18 protein-coding genes are annotated in these 21458 nt (G+C 65.0%); 3 read left to right on the forward strand and 15 right to left on the reverse strand.

What is annotated here, in order from left to right:
* Positions 1–135 precede the first annotated feature (135 nt).
* The 4 genes from LJ656_RS22315 to LJ656_RS22330 all read right to left on the reverse strand — a co-directional run bounded on the left by LJ656_RS22315 (position 136) and on the right by LJ656_RS22330 (position 3813).
* Positions 136–405, reverse strand: a complete 270-nt coding sequence (locus tag LJ656_RS22315) for a YodC family protein (protein WP_230511586.1) — start codon at positions 403–405, stop codon at positions 136–138.
* Between the two features lie 485 nt (positions 406–890).
* Complete coding sequence (locus tag LJ656_RS22320) at positions 891–2492, reverse strand: MFS transporter (protein ID WP_230511587.1); 1602 nt, start codon at positions 2490–2492, stop codon at positions 891–893.
* Between the two features lie 78 nt (positions 2493–2570).
* Positions 2571–3200 carry a TetR/AcrR family transcriptional regulator gene (locus tag LJ656_RS22325; protein WP_230511588.1) on the reverse strand — a complete coding sequence of 210 codons (630 nt, stop codon included), beginning with the start codon at positions 3198–3200 and terminating at the stop codon, positions 2571–2573.
* A 187-nt stretch (positions 3201–3387) separates the two neighbouring features.
* Complete coding sequence (locus tag LJ656_RS22330) at positions 3388–3813, reverse strand: OsmC family protein (RefSeq protein ID WP_230511590.1); 426 nt, start codon at positions 3811–3813, stop codon at positions 3388–3390.
* 358 nt (positions 3814–4171) lie between these two features.
* On the opposite strand from LJ656_RS22330, the gene LJ656_RS22335 reads away from it, so the two are divergent.
* On the forward strand, positions 4172–4474 hold the full coding sequence (locus LJ656_RS22335; RefSeq protein WP_230511591.1) for a DUF4148 domain-containing protein: 303 nt from the start codon (positions 4172–4174) through the stop codon (positions 4472–4474).
* Positions 4475–4676: 202 nt separating this feature from the next.
* On the opposite strand, the gene LJ656_RS22340 is transcribed toward LJ656_RS22335, so the two are convergent.
* The 8 genes from LJ656_RS22340 to gltA form a co-directional block, all read right to left on the reverse strand.
* Positions 4677–5231 (reverse strand): carboxymuconolactone decarboxylase family protein, encoded by a 555-nt coding sequence (locus LJ656_RS22340; protein ID WP_230511593.1) that lies wholly within the window; start codon positions 5229–5231, stop codon positions 4677–4679.
* A gap of 34 nt (positions 5232–5265) precedes the next feature.
* On the reverse strand, positions 5266–6594 hold the full coding sequence (locus tag LJ656_RS22345) for an aspartate aminotransferase family protein (protein ID WP_230511595.1): 1329 nt from the start codon (positions 6592–6594) through the stop codon (positions 5266–5268).
* A gap of 5 nt (positions 6595–6599) precedes the next feature.
* Positions 6600–7694, reverse strand: a complete 1095-nt coding sequence (locus LJ656_RS22350) for a C45 family autoproteolytic acyltransferase/hydrolase (protein WP_230511596.1) — start codon at positions 7692–7694, stop codon at positions 6600–6602.
* Between the two features lie 186 nt (positions 7695–7880).
* Positions 7881–8735 carry a MurR/RpiR family transcriptional regulator gene (locus LJ656_RS22355; protein ID WP_075304407.1) on the reverse strand — a complete coding sequence of 285 codons (855 nt, stop codon included), beginning with the start codon at positions 8733–8735 and terminating at the stop codon, positions 7881–7883.
* A gap of 36 nt (positions 8736–8771) precedes the next feature.
* Entirely contained in the window at positions 8772–10649 is a 1878-nt protein-coding gene (locus tag LJ656_RS22360; RefSeq protein WP_230511597.1) for a sensor domain-containing diguanylate cyclase, read from the reverse strand.
* Positions 10650–10864: 215 nt separating this feature from the next.
* Positions 10865–11563, reverse strand: coding sequence for a hypothetical protein (locus tag LJ656_RS22365; protein ID WP_230511599.1), 699 nt, complete (start codon positions 11561–11563; stop codon positions 10865–10867).
* 111 nt (positions 11564–11674) lie between these two features.
* Positions 11675–13960, reverse strand: a complete 2286-nt coding sequence (locus LJ656_RS22370; RefSeq protein ID WP_230511601.1) for an amylo-alpha-1,6-glucosidase — start codon at positions 13958–13960, stop codon at positions 11675–11677.
* 397 nt (positions 13961–14357) lie between these two features.
* Positions 14358–15656 carry a citrate synthase gene (gene gltA, locus LJ656_RS22375; protein WP_230511602.1) on the reverse strand — a complete coding sequence of 433 codons (1299 nt, stop codon included), beginning with the start codon at positions 15654–15656 and terminating at the stop codon, positions 14358–14360.
* 438 nt (positions 15657–16094) lie between these two features.
* Between gltA and LJ656_RS22380 the strand changes: the two genes are divergently transcribed.
* On the forward strand, positions 16095–16496 hold the full coding sequence (locus LJ656_RS22380) for a hypothetical protein (protein WP_230511603.1): 402 nt from the start codon (positions 16095–16097) through the stop codon (positions 16494–16496).
* Positions 16497–16506: 10 nt separating this feature from the next.
* Here the strand turns inward: LJ656_RS22380 and LJ656_RS22385 are convergent, their stop codons facing one another.
* The 3 genes from LJ656_RS22385 to LJ656_RS22395 form a co-directional block, all read right to left on the reverse strand.
* On the reverse strand, positions 16507–17304 hold the full coding sequence (locus LJ656_RS22385; RefSeq protein ID WP_230511727.1) for an alpha/beta fold hydrolase: 798 nt from the start codon (positions 17302–17304) through the stop codon (positions 16507–16509).
* Between the two features lie 35 nt (positions 17305–17339).
* On the reverse strand, positions 17340–18392 hold the full coding sequence (gene mreB / locus LJ656_RS22390) for a rod shape-determining protein (RefSeq protein ID WP_230511604.1): 1053 nt from the start codon (positions 18390–18392) through the stop codon (positions 17340–17342).
* Between the two features lie 182 nt (positions 18393–18574).
* Positions 18575–19249 carry an alpha/beta hydrolase gene (locus LJ656_RS22395; protein ID WP_230511605.1) on the reverse strand — a complete coding sequence of 225 codons (675 nt, stop codon included), beginning with the start codon at positions 19247–19249 and terminating at the stop codon, positions 18575–18577.
* 441 nt (positions 19250–19690) lie between these two features.
* On the opposite strand from LJ656_RS22395, the gene LJ656_RS22400 reads away from it, so the two are divergent.
* The gene (locus tag LJ656_RS22400) at positions 19691–21316 is read left to right on the forward strand and encodes a DHA2 family efflux MFS transporter permease subunit (RefSeq protein WP_329958890.1); all 1626 of its coding nucleotides are present in this window, start codon (positions 19691–19693) and stop codon (positions 21314–21316) included.
* Positions 21317–21458 lie beyond the last annotated feature (142 nt).

A 21458-nucleotide genomic window follows, 5' to 3' on the forward strand; every position in this document is an offset into this window, starting at 1 on the left:
CACTCAACGCGCAAACGACGCCTGCTCAGCAGGCGTGTGCTGCGTAGCTCAAACGATGCGAGCGCATCTCACGCGCCATTCGCGCGAGCGGAGTTTCGGAAAATGCTGCAATTGCAGCGCACGCCCGCCGCAGATTCACGCGGCGCGGCCGATGCGATTCCATTGCACGGAGCCGGCCGGAATCGAACGCGGTTCGGCCCGTACGCTTTGCGGTGCGAACATTTCGTGGCGCAGTTCGCCGTGTTCGTCGAACCACTCGCAGATCAACCAGTCGCCGGGATTGAGCGCTACCGGACCGGCGTACGTGACGGTCATGCGCGGGCCCCCGTCCTTCAACGTGACCACGTCGCCGATCCCGAATGCGGCGGGCGGCGTCTCGAAAGCGTCGATGGTGTTGGACAGCATCTTGAATCCCCCATGTCGAGCGTTATTAAGTCATTGAGCGGCCTTTTATCGACAGCGACCTACTGAAGGAGCACTCTAAAAGTTTGAGAGAGATTAACAATCGAATTTAAACGCGGCAAGTGATTTTTACTGCTACCGTTTTTATCCAAGGGAATTCACTGACACGCGCTTTAGTTCCTCCAACAAAACAACGTAAAACCGTCAATAGCGGCCGGAACGCGTTATGTGCGCCAGCGCACAAATGCATCTTTAGCCGGCGGCCTGCCGGGCGGCCCGGTAGAAAATGCTGGCGCCAATAGTCATAGTAGAAAGCATGACGCGGCGCCTCCTAAGCTTTATTTGCGGCAGCGGGTTTGATCTAAATCAGAATTACCAGTGAACCTGCGACTCATCGGCAAATAAAGCATCCGGTATTCAACGCTTCTTTCAAAATGCATGATTTTTAGCGTCAATCAGCGTTAAAAAGGATTTGCCCCTTCGCAGTTTCAAAGCGCCTGCGCAGCAAGCTTGCCCTGGACCGACTGCTGATGACGCACGAGCATCGCGCTTAGCCCGATGCAAACGAACATCAGAAACGCGTTGATCGCGATACTCACCTGGAACGCGTGCGCATAAGACGCGGGCGCAGCGCTGCCACCCAGCGCGCCGAAAAACGCGCCGCTGATCGCAGCGGTGCCGAACGCCGAGCCGATCTGCAACGTCGACGACACCACGCCCGACGCAAGCCCCGCCTTCTCCGGCAACGCCTCCTGCAACACGATGCGCACGATCGACGGCAACAGCAGCCCCTGCCCGACGCCCGCGATCACGAGGCCGCAGTAGAACGGCAGATCGGGCGTCGCGGTTTGCGACGCCGCCCAGCCGGTCACCGTGAAGCCGAGCGTCATCATCGAAAAGCCCAGCGTCAGCACGTGCGCGCCGATGCGCTTGACCACCGCCGGCGAGGTCAGCGGCCCGATCACGAAGCCGAGCGCGAACGGCATGATCGCGATGCCCGAGGCGAGCGGACTCCAGTGCAGACCGGTCTGCAGATAAATCCCGTAGGTCAGGAAGAACGCGCTGTTGCAATAGAACAGAAACGCGAGCACGAGACCGAGCGCGAACGCGCGGTTGCGGAACAGCTGCAGATCGACGAGCGGATGACCGCCGCCGCGCTCGACGCGCCGTTCGGTCGAGACGAACCATACGAACACCGGCACCGCGGCCGCGAACATCGCGAAGGTCCACGCCGGCCAGCCGGCTTCGCGGCCATGCGTCATCGGATAGATGACCAGCAGCAGCACCGCCGACAACAGCGCGACGCCCTTCAGGTCGATGCCGGTGCGGGTATCCGGCTGATTTTCCGGCACGAACTTCCACGTACCGATAAACGCCGCGATGCCGATCGGAATGTTGATCAGGAAGATCACCCGCCAGTCGAGGCCGAACGGGTGATAGGTGATCAGCGCGCCGCCGCCCAACTGCCCGACGATCGACGACAGCCCGAACACGAAGCCATACAGGCTCATCACGCGGGTCTGCCGGTGCAGCGGCACGACCGCGCGGATCGTCGCGAGCACCTGCGGCGCCATCACCGCGGCGGCGACCCCCTGCACGATCCGGGCGATCACCAGCATCTGGCCACTGGTCGCGAAGCCGCACAGCGCCGACGCGACCACGAAGCCGGCCATCCCGGTCATGAACATGCGGCGCCGGCCGCACAGATCGCCGAGCCGGCCGCCGGTGATCAGCAGCACCGCGTACGCGGATGCGTAGGCGGACACGACGAGCTGCAGTTGCGCATCGGACGCGTTCAGGCCGGTGTGAATCGACGGCAGCGCGAGATTGACGATGAAGTAGTCGAGCGGTGCGAGAAACGCACCGACGAACAGCACGGCGAGCGCGAGCCCTTGCCGCTCGTTGGAGCGCGACGCGGACGACGCGCCGGTTTGCGGATGCGGCGCCACCATCGAGGCCAACGCCGGGCTCGGGCATCCCGCCGCGCCAGCCATGCCGGCCACGCCCGCAGCGCAACCTGCCGTCGCCGCCGCACCGCCGCCGGAGCCAACCAATGCCGCCGCGGCGGACTTGCCTGCTTCGCTTTTCATGACTGACCGTTCAAAAATTAGTTAAATTTGGCGCGAGCGCGGGCTGCGCCGGCGTCATCGCCGGCATCGGTCCCGTCGTTACGTCAGCGCCCGCATCGCCACGTCGACGATGCCGGTCAGCGCGTCTTCGGTGTGCGCGACCCGCCCCATCACCCGCAGACCCTGCATCACGCACAGCAGAAAATCGCCGACCGCCTGTTCGTCGAGCGTCGAGTCGAACGCGCCGCTCGCCTGGCCGCGAATCACCGCCGCCGCGAGCAGCGTCGCCATGCGCCGCTGGATCGACGCGACGCGCTCACGCAGCTGTTCGTCGTCGGGCTGCATCTCCAGCGTCGTGTTGGTGATGAAGCAACTGCGCCGGCCGCTCAGCGCGCACGAGACCCGCGCGTAGTGCAGCAGCGCGTCGCGCAGCGCCTGTTGCGGTTCCGCGGTCGCGCTCAGGCGCTGCGCGAGGCGTGCGACCGCGCCTTGCGCGTAGTGATCGAGCGCCGCCAGCATGATCCCGTGCTTGTCGCCGAACACGCCGTACAGGCTGCCGCGCAGCACGCCGGTCGCCTTGCATAGATCGTCGATCGAGGTCGCGTGGTAGCCGTGATCCCAGAACTGCTGGCTCGCGTGGGTCAGCACGGTGTCGGTGTCGAATTCGCGCGGTCGGCCGCGTACGCAGACTTCGCCGGCCTTCTTCGCGGATTGTCTTGAATGACTCAATTGCGGTGATCCTGGGTTGGCGTGGTCGCTGGATATTATGACTAGACGTTCAATAATTCAAGAAAGCGCGCCGGTATGCGCATCGCCGGTAGGGTCTTTGGTTCGACGCCGGAATGAAAAAGCCGGCGGAACGCATGCTGTTCCGCCGGCCTTGTTACACCGCTGTTACCGCTGCGGCGCCGCTGCGTCAGGTTTCGAGCTTCGCGTCCATCGTGATCGTCGCGTTCAGCACCTTCGATACCGGGCAGCCCGCCTTGGCGTCGGCGGTCGCCTTGTCGAACGCGGCCTTGTCGCCGCCCGGAATTTTCACGTTCACGTCCAGATGCACCGCGGTGATCGCAAAGCCGCCGCCGTCCTTGTCGAGCGTGACGGTCGCCGTGGTGCCGATCCGCTCAGGCGTGATGCCGGCCTTGCCCAGTTCCGCCGACAGCGCCATCGAGAAACATCCCGCATGGGCGGCCGCGATCAGTTCTTCGGGATTGGTGCCGATGCCGTCCGCGAAGCGCGTGGAAAACGAATACTGGGTGTCCTTGAGGACGCCGCTGTCGGTGGAAATCGAGCCTTTGCCTTCTTGCAGGCCGCCTTGCCAGACTGCCGATGCCTTGCGCTTCATCGCTCTCTCCTGTTGATGCCGTGCCGCCTACGTCGCTCGACCGCCATCGATGCCCGCCGCGGCGGTCCCGCCCGGATGAGTCCGCGCGCGAGCATCAGTCGCCGACGCCGCGCGGCTTTGGGCGCGGGCGTGGACCGGACTTCATCATAGGCGCTTCCGGATGGCTGCGTCGTTAAGGTGCGCCGAAACGCACTTTACAGCCAGCGCAAAAGTCGCTCACCAACTTTTACAAGAAACGAAACAATATTTTTGAGAAAACCGACTTTTTTGCGAACCTCGCAAGAAATAGACTGTTTTCAACGGACCGGGAAACGAGATTCACACCGATCCACTCAACAATCTAAATTGGAGGTTTATTATGAAATCGCTTCTTTCCGCAGTCGTCGTCGCATCCGCTCTGATCGTTCCGGCTATGTCGTTCGCACAGCAAGCGCCGGTGACTCGCGCTCAGGTGCGCGCCGAACTGGTTGCCGCGCAAAAAGCGGGCCTCGTGTATCAGAACGACACGCAGTATCCGAAGGCAGTGCCGCAGAGCTCGACGGCCGTGGTCGCGTCGGCCGACAGTGCCAAGGACTTCGGCGGCGTGAAGGCTAATGCGTCGGATGCAGGTGGCCGCCAGTCGGTTGAACAACGCATCTTCTCGACGTATCGCGGCAACTAAGTTGTTGCCTTGTTGCCGGTTGCGAGGCCGCGAGATCGGCGGCCTCTGTGGCGAACCGCAGTTGATGTAAAAGTTGTTGCTGCACGAAGTAAAAAAGCCCCGGTTGCGAAGTGGTTCGCAACCGGGGCTTTTTCGTGGGCTTTTTCGTGGGCTTTCGGGTGAGCGCGGGCGTCACTTTGCTCGCATCACCCTCATCCCGAACTCATTCGGCGAACGGCAGCGTCTCCTGCCCGAGCGCGCGCATGTCGAACACGTTCAGCGTCATCGCGACCAGCGCGTAATAGCCGAGCAGGCCGACCAGGTTGATCACCACCTGATGCCCGAAGCGTTCGACCGCCTGCGCATACGTCGCGTCCGACACCCGCTTCGTGTCGTACAACTCACTCGCGAAGTCGTAGATCAGCGCATCGTCGGCGGCCGCGAAATCGGGGCGGTGTCCTTGGCGGATCGTTTCCGCGTCCGCTTCGCTCACGCCCGCCTGCAGCGCGATCGGGTAATGGATGTGCCACTCGGCCTGCGCGCGCCAGCGCGTCGCGGTCACCAGAATCGCCAGTTCCGACAGACGCAGCGGCAAGCCGGTCTGATAGCGGCAGAACGCGCCCAGGCGCTGCGCGTGCTGAGCCAGTTCCGGGCTGTGAATCCAGCCGAGAAACGGCCCGTTCAGATTGCCGCGCGGACCGGACAGGATTTCGTCGAGCACCGCTTTCTGCTCCGGCGTGGCGCTGGACATCTCGAAGTGTGGCAAACGCTTGCTCATCGTCGTTCTCGCAAATAGCGTTGGGTCGGATAGCTTAAACGCTCGCGAGCGACGCGCCGATCGCATCGGTCAGCCGGCTCACGATTTCGTCGATGTCGCGTTCGGTGCAGATGAACGGCGGCGCGAGCAGCACGTGATCGCCGCGCTGGCCGTCGACGGTGCCGCCCATCGGATACACCATCAGCCCGCGCGCGAACGCCTCGCGCTTGATCGCCGCGTGCAGCTTCAGCTTCGGATCGAACGGTTCCTTGCTCGCGCGGTCCTTCACCAGCTCGACACCGACGAACAGCCCGCGACCGCGCACGTCGCCGATATGCGGATGCTGCGCATAGTGCTCGCGCAGCCGGCCGCGCAACTGCTCGCCGCGCGCCTGCACGTTGTCCAGCAGCCGCTCTTCGGCGATCACGCGCTGCACTTCGAGCGCCGCCGCGCACGCCGTCGCGTGACCGATATAGGTATGGCCGTGCTGGAAGAAGCCCGAGCCGCCGACGATCGTCTGATAGATGCGATCGCTGACGAGCGTCGCGCCGATCGGCTGATAGCCGGCGCCGAGCCCCTTCGCGATCGTCAGGATGTCCGGCGCGACGCCGTCTTCGTCGCACGCGAACAGATGGCCGGTGCGGCCCATCCCCGACATGATCTCGTCGAGAATCAGCAGGACCCCGTAACGATCGCAGACCGCGCGGATCTTGCGGAAATACTCGCGCACCGGCGGCACCGCGCCGGCGGTCGCGCCCACCACCGTTTCCGCGACGAACGCGGCGACCGAGTCCGGACCGAGTTCGAGAATCTTCTGCTCCAGCTCGTCCGCGAGACGTTGCGCGAATGCTTCCTCGGTTTCGTCGGCGCGCTGCTCGCGATACGCATAGCACGGGCTCACGTGATGCGCTTCGATCAGGATCGGCAGGAACGGCTCGCGGCGCCACGCGTTGCCGCCGATCGCCAGCGCGCCGAGCGTGTTGCCGTGATAGCTCTGCCGCCGCGCGATGAAATGCCGGCGCTGCGGCTCGCCCTTCTCGACGAAATATTGGCGCGCGAGTTTCAGCGCGGCCTCGATCGCCTCCGAGCCGCCCGACACGAAGTACACGTGTTCGAGCCCGGCCGGCGCGCTGTTGACGAGGCGCTCGGCCAGTTCCTCGGCCGGCCCGGTCGTGAAGAACGACGTATGCGCGTACGGCAGTTGCTGCGCCTGACGCTTGATCGCGTCGATCACGCGCTGATTGCTGTGGCCCAGGCACGACACGGCGGCGCCGCCCGACGCGTCGATATAGCGCTTGCCGGTCGAATCGATGATTTCGATGCCGTCGCCCGCGACGGCCACCGGCAGCGTTTGCTTCGGAGAACGATGGAAAACGGTGGACATGAGGTTCAGTTCCTGGTGGATGCAGCGGGTGCGGAAACGGGGGCCGGCGCGGCGATGGTCGCGCGGGCGATGAAAGTGTCGAACGCGCATTGCCCGTGCCGATAGGCTTTCATCGATACGCCCGCAGCGCCGATTTCGAATAGCGCGGTGGCGAGCGTGTTTTCGTCGTCGGGATCGTGCGGGTCGTCGCGATAGATCGGCAAGCCCGACGGCGCGCGGTCGTAAAGTACGTCGAGCAACGCGCCGGCTTGCAGCGGGCCGGCGCCGGCGAACGCGGGCAGCAACTCGCGCAGCCGCGCTTGCCGGTCGCGCGACGACTCGGTGACGATCTGCGGCTCGGTTTCGCAACCCGGATGAATCATGTGATTCGCGTGGCCGGAAAGCTGGCTCACTTGCTGGACCGAGCAGCGCGCGGCGCTCGCTTCGACGCTAAAGAGCCGCGCGTCGCCCGCGCAGCCGAGCGTGTGATGAAAACCGCTGGCCGAGCGCACGTTGCGCAGGATCTGCAACGCGGCGTCGAGCGAGGTCGCATCGAGCACCGCGCGCGCGAGGATCATGCGCGGCACGCCGGCCGCCGGAGTCCGGATGCGCAGATTGTTGATCGCCTGCGCGAGCCCGGCGCGATTGGCCGCGAACGTGTGGCCCGGCAGCGAGCCGGGATAGTAGAAGCTGACGAAGCCGGGCCGGCCGGTCGGCTGGACCTCGACCACCGCGCAGCGCTCGCGCAGAAACGGGTCGCCGTCTTCGTTGTGGGCGATCAGGCGCGTGTCGCCCGCGCATGCCGCGAGCGTCGTGCAACCGTCCGGCGCGTTGTGGATCAGTTCGCCGCGGCAATTCCACAGAAACACGTCTTCGGCGGCCCAGCCGAGACCCGCCGCGATCCCGTCGAGCTCGGCCAGCAACGCCGGAAAATGCGCGCGCGCCGCGTCGCGCAGCGTCTGCACGAACGGCGTGCCGCGCCAGCGCCGCACCGCCTGCCACGCGGCGCTTTGCGCCATGTAGTCGGCGAACACCGGCCGGGCGATTTCGCCGAGCCGCAAGCCGATCTCATACGGCTCGCCACTGACCTGAAAAACCTTCAATTCCTGCGTCGACGCCACGGGTCGCATCCATTCTCAACAATCGGTACGTATTTATACGTCAATACAACATTTGTTGTCAAATGGGGCGCACGAACATCGAATGGAGAACGGCTGAACGCCGTTCGTGCAATGGGTGGTTTAGCAGTGGGGAAATCCGCACAGGCGGCGCAAGAGGCAACAGCAGTGGCGGCGGCCGCTACCCGCTCAAGGCACGTACGCGCCCTTCGCGTGCAGCGATTGCTCGGCCTGTGCAAGCTGCTCGACCGCGTCCGCGCCTTCGAGTGCGAGCAGATGCGCGACCAGCGCCTCGGCGATCGCGGTGGCCGCGACCAGCGAAGGGAAGAACGACGGGCTCTCGTGCGAGAAGATCAGCACTTTTTCGGCATTCAGCGCGATCGGCGAGACCGCGCTGTCGGTGATCGCGATCAGCTTGCTGCCCTTCTCCAGCGCGGCCTCGGCGACGCGCGCCGCCTCGACCGAATACGGCGCGAAACTGATCACGATGGTCGCGCTGTCGCGCTCGATCGTGCGCAGCTGCATTTCGAGCGTGCCGGCCTCGCCGTTGAGCAGCGACACCGACGGCCGGAACAGCCGGTAGCCGTACACCAGCCCGAACGCGACGGAATAACACGAGCGAAAGCCGGCCACATGCACGTGCGGCGCGCGCCGCAACACGCGCGCGGCCTCGACGATCACCCGATGGTTATGCGCAGCGGTCGCATCGAGATTGTGCTGCTGGGCGACCAGCAGATCGTTGGCGAGCGCGTCTTTCGATTTGACCAGCGAGCGCGCGCGACTAGTCAGCGGCTCGGGCCGCGTGCGCACGCGCGCGACGAACAGATTGCGCAACTCGTTCCAGCCGGGGAAACCGAGCTGTTGCGACAGCCGCACCAGCGACGCGGGCTGCACCTGCGCGCGCTCGGCCACCTTGCGCATCGACGAAACCGCGACTTCGTCCGGATGATCGAGCAGGAAACCCGCGCCCATCTGGAACTGCGGGCTCAGTTCGGAGAAGCGCGCCCGGATCAGGGCGACGAGCTGATCGAAGCTGTCTGGCATGGAATGGAGCGGCGGCGAGGAGGATGACAACAAATGTTACCACCGGGTGGGGGTTGGATCCGGACCGCCGGGCTCGCCCGACCCCGCCTGCGGCGCCCCCGCCCCATCCTGCACCCGCCCCACCCGGTTCTTGCCCAGCCGCTTCGCCGCATACAACCCCGAATCCGCCAGTTCGAACAGTTGCGCGGCATCGACCGCGCGGCAAATCTGCGCCTGCGCGACGCCGATACTCAGCGTGACCACGCCAAGCGGACTGCCCAGGTGTTCCAGTCCCAAGGCCTCGACGGCCCCCCGGATCAATTCCGCAGTCGCGACCGCCTCCGCGGGATCGCAATCTTCGAGCAGCACCACGAACTCCTCGCCGCCATAGCGCGCCAGCGAATCGCCGCTGCGGATCGTCGTCGCGATGCACTGGCCGACGATTTTCAGACACTCGTCGCCAGCCTGATGCCCGTACTCGTCGTTGTAATTCTTGAAGTAATCGACGTCGGCGAACAGGATCGCGACCGGCCGCGGCGACGCGCCCCGCGCGGGCGCGCGCAGCAGCTCCCGCACCTTGTCGTCGAGATAGCGACGGTTGTGCAGGCCGGTGAGACTATCGACGAACGCGATGTCCCGCAGGTGCTGTTCGTCGGCCAGCCGTTTCTGCTCGGCCACGACCAGCACGTCGATGTCGCGCATCGTAAACGCGAGCGCGGCGCGCTCTCCCGGCACGCCGGACGGCATCGCCGCGATAAAGCTGCGCACCCAGATATGCGTGCCGTCCGCGCGACGCACCCGGTACTGGACCGACTGCTCGGCGCTCATCGAACCCGCGTGCACCAGCAGCCGTTGCAGCTCGCGGCGGTCGTCCTGATGCGCGAGGCCCAGCACCGAGGTGCCCACCAGCAACTCCGGCTCATAGCCGAGCACCGCGTTGGCGCGCGGCGACACGTACTGGAACCGGCCATCGGCGGACAGCTCCATCACCACTTCTTCCGAGCGCTCGGCCAGATTGCGGAAGCGTCGTTGGCCGTCCAACAGCGCGGACAGCAGCGCATTGCGCTGCGTCTGCAACACGGTAATCGGCAGCACGATCGACAGCGCCGCCACCGTGAACAGCTGCAGCGCGAGAACCCGGTCCTGCATCGTCGCGAACGGAGAAAGCCAGAGCGGGCCCGTGCCGTGAATCGTCAGCGGCACCGCGATGCAGATGAACAGCAGGATCCCCAGCAGCACGGTCGACAACTCCGCGTGAAACGCCAGCAGCGCGAGCGGCGGCAGCATCCAGTAGAGGTCGCCGTACGAAGTCTGCGAGAACACGATCGCCGCCGCGACGCCGATCAGCGCGAGGATCAACGCGGACTTGACGCGGTTGCCGCGCTCGAGCAGCGTGCGCCACTCGCCCGAAAGCATCACGAGGGTCACCGGCGTGAAGATGAGGAAGCCGAGCGCATCGGAAATCATCCAGTTCGACAGCGACGAAAACGGATGGCTGGTGAAGATGCCCTGCAGCAGCACGACCGCGACCATCCCCGAGAGCATCGGCGCGATCACGCAGGCGCCCACGACGAAGCGCACGAACACCTTCGGCTGCACCAGTTCTCTGGCCGACTTGACCGCGGGCAGCATCAGCACCGCCGCGCAGATTTCGACGATGCCCGCCAACGTGAACGAGAACGCCACGTAAAAGGACTCGTCGCCTATCAGATTCGCGAGCAGCAGGCCGACGAACGCACCGGCCAGAAAGATGGGCTTGTCGCGCCGCCGGAGCAGCAACATGTGCCCGAGCAGATAGCCGTCGGTGATCCAGATGGCGACGAGTTCGCCGGCCATCGTCTTCAACTGGCCGCTGACAACCAGCAGCAGGAACGCCGCGACCAGCCCCACGAGCCCGACGCGCGTAGTGCGCCACCATCCGTCGGGCGCGAACATGCGCCGCACGCTGCCGATTGCAAACGCCAGTCGAGCCTTACAGGACTTTCTGGCGAACACACCTGCGCCTACATCCCCCATCCGAGCCACCTTGCATTTTCTTTTTGGTTGCGGGCCTTACAGATGTTCGGGATAACGGCCAGGGATCGCGGAACTTGAGCCCGCGCCCAAAAGAACAGGTGGCAATGTTCGTCGAGCGGCGCGCGGCAGCGCCGTCAGCGCGGGTCCTTGCGGGTAGTCGCCGACGCGTTGCCGCTGCGGGCCGCGCTCTTTCTGCGGCGCGCCAAGGCGGTCCCGACGACGGCGAGCGCCAGCGCGAGCACGACGCCCATGCTGATGCCGGTCGTATGGCGGGAAGCCTCGGCAGTGGACGGCCCGGACGCGGCGGACGCCGCCGGCGGCGCCGATGCATCCTGCACGACCGGTTGCGGCAGCGCGACGCCGGCCGCGCTGCCCTGACGGACCAGCGATGCTTCCGAAGTCGGCGCGGCCACCGCCGCGGCCGGCTCGGACGCCGCAATCTGCGGCGGCGCGTCCGGATTGGGACCGACCGGCGCCAGCGCGCTGCCCGACGCCGCGGCCACCGGCGGCGTTGCCTGCGCAACGCCTTCGAGCGAGCCGGCGATCGACTTCCACTGCGCGAACACGACATCCACGCAGTGCACGTCGACGCACGCGTTGCGCGCCTGCCGCCACTGCGCCAGCTGCGCCGGCGCGAGCCGGCCGCTGCTCAACAGCGCCTGCTGCTGCGCGAAAATGTCGTCGTACTGATTATTCAGAATCGCGTGGTCACAGATGACACGCTCGGCGGGCTGGCGCGTGGTCGCGCACTGAATGTCGTTCGCCCATGCATCGCCGGACGCCCATGCTGCCGTCGCCAGCAACAGGACCCCGGCAATTCGTGCTGGATGCACTCGTCCTCCTGGAAGGTTATTCAGGTGATCCGCGAGCAGCCGTCAGCGGCTATCGAACTCGCGAACCGTTGATGCGGGGTTGCGTAGCATCGAGCGTGCCCGCTCAGGCATTTACAGCAGCGCCACCACCCTCACGTCACCCTGCTCGGCAGACGCGACCACCTTGTCGCCGATCCGCCGGAACGTGATCGACACCGACGCGTCGCCGACCCGCAGATCGCTGACCTCGAGCCAGTCGATACCCTCGGGCAGCATCGGCTGCTCGATCAGCACCTCCCGCCGCTCGGCGTCGATCATGATGCCCAGACACGCTTCGAGCATCATGAACGGCGAGCCGGCCGCCCACGCCTGCGGCAGACACGCGACCGGATAGGCGGTCGGCGGCTCGCCGCGCCGCCGCGGGAAGCCGCAGAACAGCTCGGGCAGCCGCATGTCGAAATTGACCGCGGCCTGAAACAGCGCCTGCAGCAGCCGCACCGCCGACGCCTTGCCGCCGTAGCGCGACAGCCCGCGCGCGCACAGCGCGTTGTCGTGCGGCCAGACCGAACCGTTGTGATATGCCATCGGATTGAAGCGCGCCTGGCTCGCGGCCAGCGTGCGCACGCCCCAGCCGGTATTGAACAGCGTCGAGTCGAGCGCGCGCACGACCGCTTCGCCGCGCTCCCGGGTCGGCAGTCCGAAGGCCAGCAGATGCCCCGCGTTCGACGCCATCACGCGGCACAGCTCGCCGTGTCCGTCGAGCGCGATGCCGTAGAAGCCGGCCTCTTCCATCCAGTACTTCTCTTCGACGCAGCGGCGGATTTTCTTGGCGCGCTCGGCGTATTGCGCGGCGGCATCACGCAGACCGCGCAGCCGCGCGAACTGCGCCATCGTGTCGAACGCCGCGCTCGCATACGCCTGCACTTCGACGAGCGCGATCGGGCCATCGGGAAAGCGGCCGTCGGCGTGGAACACCGAGTCGTGACTATCTTTCCAGCCCTGGTTCGCGAGACCGCCGTCCGACTCGCGCTGATAGTCGAGCAGTCCATAACGATTCTTGTCGCACACGCCGGCGACCCATTGCGCGGCGCGTTCGAGCGCCGGCCACAGTTCGTCGATCAACGCGACGTCGCCGGTGCGATTCACGTACGCGCCGGCCAGCACGATGAACAGCGGCGTCGTGTCGACCCCGCCGTAGTACAGCGCGAACGGCACTTCGCCGGCCGCGGCCATTTCGCCTTTGCGCATCTCGTGCATGATCTTGCCGGGCGCCGCGTCGCGGAACGGCGAATTCTCGCGCGCCTGATGATCGGCCAGAAAACGCAGCACGCCGGCCGCCAGATGCGGCTGCAACCACAGCGTTTGCAGCGACGTGATCACCGCATCGCGGCCGAACGGAGTCGAGAACCACGGGATGCCCGCGTACGGATACGGGCCGGTCGCGAGGTCGGTGGTCAGCAGGCTCAGGTCCGCGAACGAGCGGTCGATCCATGCGTTGAACAGCGGATTGCTGGTGCGCAGCCGCGCGCTCGCGCGACGGCGGTCGCGCATCACGAGGTGCGCGTCGACGAGCGCGGCCCGCACGGCAGTGCGGCCGACGCGCGGGCGCTCCGCGTCGATCTGCGACAGGTGCGCTTCGCTCAACGCATGCACCGGCTGCGAGACGTCGGCGCCAGCCTTGCCGGCCACCTGCACCACGTGCACCGCGACCGACAGATAGATCGACACGCACGCCTGCGCGGGCAGCTTGACCGTGTAATCGGCGCGGTCGGCGAACAGCTGGTCCGGCTGCGGCGAGAACGCGATCTGCACGTTGCGCGCGACGTCGTCGAGGCCGAGATAGCCGAGCAGCACTTCCTGATTTTCGATCCGCGCCGGTTCGACGCGGCCCTGCTTGTCGCGCTTGAGCCCGCGCACTTCGAACATGTCGCGGAAGTCGCTGGCAAACGAAATGGACAACGGCACGGTTGCGTCGCTGGTGCCGTAGTTGGTCAGCTCGATCGCCTCGTTGAGCACGGTGCCCGACAGCACCCGCACGCGCTCGACGTGGATCACGCCTTCGGGCGTGCTGGTGCCGCCGAGCGGCGGCAACGGCCGGTTGGTCAGATGCGCGGTAAACGACGTGTTGTCGCTGCTGACGCTGCCCGACAGCAGCGACGGCGCGCGGCCGCCGAAGGTCAGGCGCAGTTGCGACAGCACGCGGGTGTCGTTGACGAACAGGCCGTCGTCGTGGCCGGTGATATCGCCGAGCGGATCGTTGACGATGAAGGTGTCGCCCGATTTGAGCACGTGTTGGGTCGCGCTCGCGACGTTGAGATTTTCCGTCGGGATGAACACACCGTCCTGGTCGGCTTCGCGATGATCGACGCCGCCCGAATGGCTCAATCCGCCGAGGGCTTCTGGCTGCTGCTGTGTCAAGGTCGCTCCTATGGATTCGCTGCTGCGTTCGGTTGCACGGTCGGCTCTCGCTTCGGGCGCGCGGCCGGCTGGCGCGGTCGCTTCCGATTGTAGAGGCTCTGTGCGCGTGAGACGAACTTATCGCGATGGAGTTTCGGCTTTTTTTGCGAGCGATTGTTACCGTGACACGGCGGTGATTTCCGGTGGCACAGGATGTGCAGGAATAGGCGCGGTACTACATGGCGGGTTGCGCAGGGATCGAGCTGTGTTGCCGCCGGCTGGAAGATGTATCGCGCGACCAGCGCGGGGAGAGAGAAAGAGAAAGAGAGGCGACACTCACGGCCGGCGAGCGGCCGTGAGTTGAAACACGCTAATGCATTGACGCGTTAATGGCTTGGCGCTGGGTTTAGCGCTGCCTTTAACGCTGGGCGAGCGGCTTCGCTTCGCGCGCCGTTTCGCCGATGAACAGCTGACGCGGGCGGCCGATCTTCTGTTCGGGGTCCGCAATCATTTCGTTCCACTGCGCAATCCAGCCGACCGTACGTGCCATCGCGAAGATACACGTGAACATCGCGGTCGGAATGCCCAGCGCGCGCTGCACGATACCCGAGTAGAAGTCGACGTTCGGGTACAGCTTGCGCGACACGAAGTACTCGTCTTCGAGCGCGATCTTTTCGAGTGCCATTGCGAGCTTGAACAGCGGGTCGTCGTGCAGGCCCAGCTCTTCGAGCACTTCGTGGCAGGTCTCGCGCATCAGCTTCGCGCGCGGGTCGTAGTTCTTGTACACGCGGTGGCCGAAGCCCATCAGCTTCACGCCCGAGTTCTTGTCCTTCACCTGCTTGATGAACTCGGGAATGTTGTCGACCGAGCCGATCTCTTCCAGCATGTTCAGCGCGGCTTCGTTCGCGCCGCCGTGCGCCGGGCCCCACAGACAGGCGATACCGGCAGCGATACACGCGAACGGATTGGCACCCGACGAACCGGCCAGACGCACGGTCGAGGTCGAGGCATTCTGCTCGTGGTCCGCGTGCAGGATCAGGATACGGTCGAGCGCACGCACCAGCACGTCGTTGACCTTGTACTCTTCGGCCGGGTTCGAGAACATCATGTGCATGAAGTTCGCGCTGTACGACAGGTCGTTCTTCGGATAAACGAACGGCTGACCGACCGTGTACTTGTACGCCATCGCGACGAGCGTCGGCAGCTTGGCGATCATGCGCACCGCCGAAACGTCGCGATGCTGCTGGTTCGTGATGTCGAGCGAGTCGTGATAGAACGCCGACAATGCGCCGACCGCGGCGACCAGAATCGCCATCGGATGCGCGTCGCGGCGAAAGCCGCGGAAGAAGAAGTGCATCTGCTCGTGCACCATCGTGTGCTGCGTGACCGTCTGTTCGAACTCGGCCTTTTGCTGCGCGTTCGGCAGCTCGCCCTTCAGCAGCAGATAGCAGGTCTCGAGGAAGTCGGCGTTCTGCGCGAGGTTGTCGATCGGATAACCGCGGTACAGCAGCTCGCCCTTGTCGCCGTCGATATACGTGATTTCCGAGTTGCACGACGCCGTCGACATGAAGCCCGGGTCGTACGTGAATTTGCCGGTCTGGCCGTAGAGCTTGCGAATGTCGATGACGTCGGGGCCCAGCGTGCCCTGATAGATCGGCAGATCGATGGTCTTGTCGCTGTCGGAGAAGCTCAGCGTGGCGTGTGACTTCGAGTTCATCTACATCTTCCTTTTGCTTGGTACCGCACCTGTGCCGGCAGGCACGCGGCTCGCACCGCGAGGCGCGCTAGCGGCGCGCTCGAGCGGGTACGGCATGCGCCGGCTCCGCTGCGCATTCTACGGGGCAGGCTGTCGTTGATTGGATCGATTGATTGCAACAATCCATCTCGGCGTACGCAACACTCGTTGCAATACTGTTGTCATGGGCGCGCGTGCCGGGATTAATGCGGCATTTCAGCGGCTTATCCGACTCGTGCACCGCCCTCTTCCGCGAGATGAAAGTTGTCTGAAAGCGGGGACAGTTGCCGCAACAATGTTTTGCGATCAGCACACTGAGACGGCCGGTATGCATCTGCGATACTGGTTTCGTGCATCGATGCTTGTAGCCCGCTTCCCGACGCGGGCTTTTTTGATCACAGAACAACAGGAACGACACAAATGAATGCCTCTCTCGAAACGCTGTTTCCGGATCATCTTCACAGCGAAGACACCACCGTTACCGCGCTCAACCATCAGGACATCGTCGTCGCGTTATCGGCCGCGCTGAAGGCGCAGGACGTCGCGGTGCTGCATATGCTTTATCCGCGTACCGACGCGCGCACGCATCGCAGTCTCGATACGCTGGTGAACGTACTGCACGGACATGGGCTGCATGAAGTCGCGGATCTGCTCGCGCAGGAAGCGCACTATCTGCTGTTCAAGGATCCGGTGAAGGCATGGAAGGTTTTCCATGAGATCCGCAACGACTCGCTCGCGATCGGCGTGCATCTGTACTATCACGGGCTCGTCGGCGAAGCGGCCGAACGCGCGCTCGATGCGGACGCGCATCGGAAGGCTTGACGCTGCGCGTTTAACGCGCGTTCACTGCCTGAATGAATTCGTCCACGTAGCGATTGAACGCCGACGGATGCGCGAGGTTCATTCCATGTGACGCGCCGCGCACCGTTGCGCGACGCGCATCCGGCAGCCACGACTGCAACGCGGTCACCGTGCGCCGGAACATGTCGGGGCTTTTCTCGCCGTCGATCAATAGCACCGGGCAAAGTAAATCGGCCGCGTCCTCGGGGACGTAGGCCGGCAACGGATCGCGCAATTGCCGCGCGAGCGTGTGCGCGTTGTCGGTCGCCATGCGCCGGAAAGCCGGCGTGCTCATCGCCCAGAAACCGGGGCGGCTCACCGAATCGACGAATAGCTGCAGCCCCGCTTCCACCTCGCCGGCTTCGATGAGCAGCGCCGCTTTCGCGCGCAACGGGTTGACCGGGTTGACCGCTTCCGGCGGACTCGCGGACGCGCGTCCGGCAACCTGCAACGGCCCGCCCGGGTCCGCCAGCGTCAACGTGCGCACGCGTTCCGGATGACGTCGCGCGCAATGGTAGGCGACGCAGCCGCCGCGCGAATGGCCGACCACGTGCGCGGGTCCGGCATCGAAACGCTCGATGAATTCCCCGACCTCGGCCGCATGTGCGCTCCAGCTGAACGGCAGATCAGGCGCGCTGCCGGTTGCCGGCCAGTAGTGTGTGAGACTCACCGCGACGCAGCGATAACGCTTCGACAAGCCGGCCAGTTGCGGCTGCCAGTAGCGGTAATCGCACAGCGAACCGTGGACGAACAGCAGCAGTTCGCCGTCGCCCGCCTCGACGTAAGGCATGCGCAAGCCATTGTGCAATTCGATGGCTAAAACGCTCACTCGTACGCGGCCTCCTCGACCCACCCGGCCGCCGCCGCGACGGCCGCGCCGCGTACCGCGCAGGTCAGCGGCTCGTCGGCGACTCGCACGGCGAGGCCGATCTCGTCGCTCAGCCGCCGGCTCAGGTTGCCGAGCAGCGCGCCGCCGCCCGTCAGCACGATGCCGTTGTGCGCGATGTCCGTCACGAGTTCGGCGGGCGCCATTTCGAGCCCGCGTTTCACCGCGCCGATCACCTGGCGCAGCGGCCCTTCGATCGCCTCGGCGATATCGCGGTTGCTCAGTTGCACGGTGCGCGGCAGGCCGTCGTCGACGCTGCGGCCGGTCGCGTTCAGCTGTTCGAGCGGCCCGTCGTGCACGGCCGAACCGATGGTTTTCTTCACGTGCTCGGCGGTCTGTTCGCCGAGCAGCACGCCGTACAGATTGCGCACGTAGCTGACGATCGCCGCGTCGAAATTGTCACCGCCGACCCGCACCGAGCCGCTGTACGCGGTGCCGCCGAGCGCGATCACGCCGACTTCGGTGGTGCCGCCGCCGATGTCGACCACCATCGAGCCGGTCGCGTCGTGCACCGGCAAACCGGCGCCCAGCGCGGACGCAAACGATTCACCGATCAGGCTGACTTTCCACGCACCGGCTGCCTCGGCGGCCTCCCGGATCGCGCGCAGCTCCACTTGGGTCGCGCCGGCCGGCACGCACAGCGTGAACGCGGCACGCCGGCTGAACAGCGAACGCGGCCGCGCCATGTCGACGAATTGCCGGATCATATGTTCGGCGGCGGAGAAATTGGCGATCACGCCATGGCGCAGCGGCCGCACCGCTTCGAGATTGCGCGGCGCGCGGCCGAGCAGTTCGCGCGCTTGCGCGCCGATCGCGGCGATCCGTTTCGGCCCGCTCGCGTGCTCTTTCTCGAAGCAGACGACGGACGGCTGATTCAGCACGATGCCGCCGTCGTCGGTATGAATCAACGTGTTGGCCGTGCCGAGGTCCACTGCCACGGCGTGACGGAACAGGCGCTCGAAGAGCGGGTAATGCGGCGTCGGTCTGGCCATAAGCAGGCTTTATATGTAGTTATCCGCCGTTAGGACGGTCAAAAATGCGCCCCGGACCCCCGTGCCGCGCGACACGCCCACCAGGGCGTTGCGCTCGCGCGCGGCGGGGTGATTGTCAAACTGATGACCGTATGACGGCAAGCGGATTGCAATCTTTAGCGCAACTTTCTATTTGACTCGTGTCAATCGCGCGACACCACGCCCAGCGTGCGTTCCAGCGCGTCGCGGCCGAGCGCGACGCCGTCGGCGGTGATCGTGTGGCCGACGCCTGGCAGCACGTATGCGTCGACCGGATAGCCGGCGTTGCTGAGCGCCTCGGCAGCGTGTTCGAGCTCGCGCACCGGAATCACTTCGTCGTCCTCGCCGTGGATCAGCGTGAGCGGCGTCGCGCGGTTGGCCGACACGATCGACGACGCGAGCCGCCCCGAATAGGCGACCACCCCCGCCGCGCCTTCCGCGCTCGCCGCGACGTGATGCAGCGACATGATCGAACCTTGCGAAAAGCCGACTAGCGCAAGCCGCGCGTAAGACAGCTGCCAGTGCGCGAGTTCGGCGTCGAGCGCGCTGCGCAGCGCCGGATAGGCGGCGCTCACGCGCGCTTCGCGATTCGCTTCGTTGACGTCGCGCAGGCTGAACCACTGGCGGCCGCCGAAGCCGCCGTCGAACGGATCGGTGCCGTCGAGCGACACGAAGGCCGTGTTGGGGAGGTCTTCGCTCCAGATGTCGGCGAGCGGCATCAGATCGCGCGCGTTGCTGCCGACGCCGTGCAGCAGCACGACGAGGCTGCGCGCGGGTACGCCCGGCGACGAATTGTTCGGCGCGCGGCGCCAGCCGTGTTCGAATTGCTGCCAGCTCATGTTGCGGTCCTTTTCGCGTGGGTTCGGGAAAGATGAGTAGCTTGCGGGTCTTTGCTTTCGCTTTCGCTTTCGTTTTCGCTTTGGCGCCGCTTTGCGCTGCAACGAGCGCCTGCGATCCAGCGCGCAAGCAGTGCTTTGCAACCTCAGCCGCGAGCATACGCCGCGCGCCGGGTTTGTGCTGGCTTCTGTGACCGTCGCTGACTTTCTCAATTTGATTGACCGATCGGCAGCCGCGCGGCGACGGCAGCGCCGGCCGAATGCGGGTATGCTCTTTCGATCATTCGACGGACCCGCGGCCGCGCGGCCTTGCGGCCCGCAGGCAGAGCGGGCACGCGCTGTGCGACCTGTGCGCGACACGCGTTGTCAGTCCGTCCGTCGTTCGGCACCCGGCCGTTCGGCCGTTCAGTTCAGTTCAGTTGCACCGCATCCGGAGAACCTCGCTTGAGCCAGCCCAACGCCGCGCCGGCCTCCGCGTCGCCGCCTCAACCGCCGTCACAACCTCCTTCAGGACCGCCATCGGGACCGCCGCCGTCCGCGCCGGCGCCGCTCGAAGGCGGCCAGCTGGTGCTCGCGACGATCGCGGTCGCGCTGGCAACGTTCATGAACGTTCTGGACACCTCGATTGCGAACGTCGCGATTCCGACGATTTCGGGCAACCTCGGCGTGTCCGTCGATGAAGGCACGTGGGTCATCACCGTGTTCGCCGCGGCCAACGCGGTGTCGATTCCGCTGACCGGCTGGCTCACGCAGCGCATCGGCCAGGTGAAGCTGTTCGTCGGCGCGATTCTGAGCTTCGTGTTGGCGTCGTGGCTGTGCGGGATCGCGCCGACGCTGCCGATTTTGCTACTCGCGCGGGTATTCCAGGGCGCGGTGGCCGGCCCGCTGATTCCGCTGTCGCAAGCGATATTGCTCGGCTCGTATCCGAAGGAGAAAGCGTCGACCGCGCTCGCGCTGTGGGCGATGACCGCGACGGTCGGGCCGATCGCAGGCCCGGCGCTCGGCGGCTGGATCACCGATAGCTACAGTTGGTCGTGGATCTTCTATATCAACATTCCGGTCGGCCTGTTCGCGGCCGGTGTGACGTGGATGATCTACCGGACCCGCGAAACGCCGACGCGCAAGCCGCCGATCGACGTCATCGGCCTTGGCCTGCTGATCACGTGGGTGGCGTCGTTGCAGATCATGCTCGACAAGGGCAAGGATCTCGACTGGTTTTCGTCGCCGGTGATTACGGTTCTGGGGCTGGTCGCGTTGATCAGTTTTGCGTTTTTCCTCGTGTGGGAATTGACCGAGGCACATCCGATCGTCGATTTGCGGCTGTTTGCGCAGCGTAATTTTCTCGGCGGGACGGTCGCGATTTCGGTTGCGTATGGGGTGTTTTTCGGCAATCTCGTGTTGTTGCCGCAATGGATGCAGGAGTATCTGAATTACCGCTCGGTCGATGCCGGGCTCGTGACCGCGCCGCTCGGTGTTTTCGCGGTCATTCTTGCGCCGGTGCTCGGCAAGGTGTTGCCGCGTTCCGATGCGCGGATCATTTCGACGTTCGCTTTTGTTGGCTTTGCGGTTGTGTTTTATATGCGCTCGAAGTATGTGATCGAGATCGATACGTGGCATCTGGTGATACCGACGTTGTTGCAGGGGATTCCGATGGCGCTGTTTTTCGTGCCGTTGACGGCGATTATTCTCTCCGGGCAACCGCAAAGCAAGATTCCGGCGGCGGCGGGGCTCTCCAATTTCGTGCGGGTGTTTTGCGGGGCGGTGGGGACTTCGATTGCGGGGACTGCGTGGAATAACCGGACGATTTTGCATCATGCGCGACTTACCGAGCAGGCCTCCGTCAATAACCCGGCGTTTGCTCAGCAGATCGATGCGACGCAAACGCTGTTGCATATGGATGCGCCGTCGGCGCGGGCTCTGTTTGATTTCACTGTCAATACGCAAGCCGCGATGATGGGGCTGAATGATATTTTCTTTGTGTCGGCTGTTATTTTTCTTTTGATTATTCCGTTGATCTGGATTACCCGGCCGGTTAAGGGAGGGGGGGCGGATGCGGCGGGGGCACATTGAGGGTCCTCGCGGGGTGGTGCTTTTTTGGCTGTGCTCTTGCGGTGTTGGCCTTTCCTTGAATTCTTGTCGGTCTATTAGCTCTGCCCCTGTGCGGGGCGGTGCTTTTTTGGCTGTGCTCGCATGGTGTTGGCCTTTCCTTGCT

Source organism: Paraburkholderia sejongensis (assembly GCF_020880815.1).
GTDB classification, from domain to species: Bacteria; Pseudomonadota; Gammaproteobacteria; order Burkholderiales; family Burkholderiaceae; genus Paraburkholderia; species Paraburkholderia sejongensis.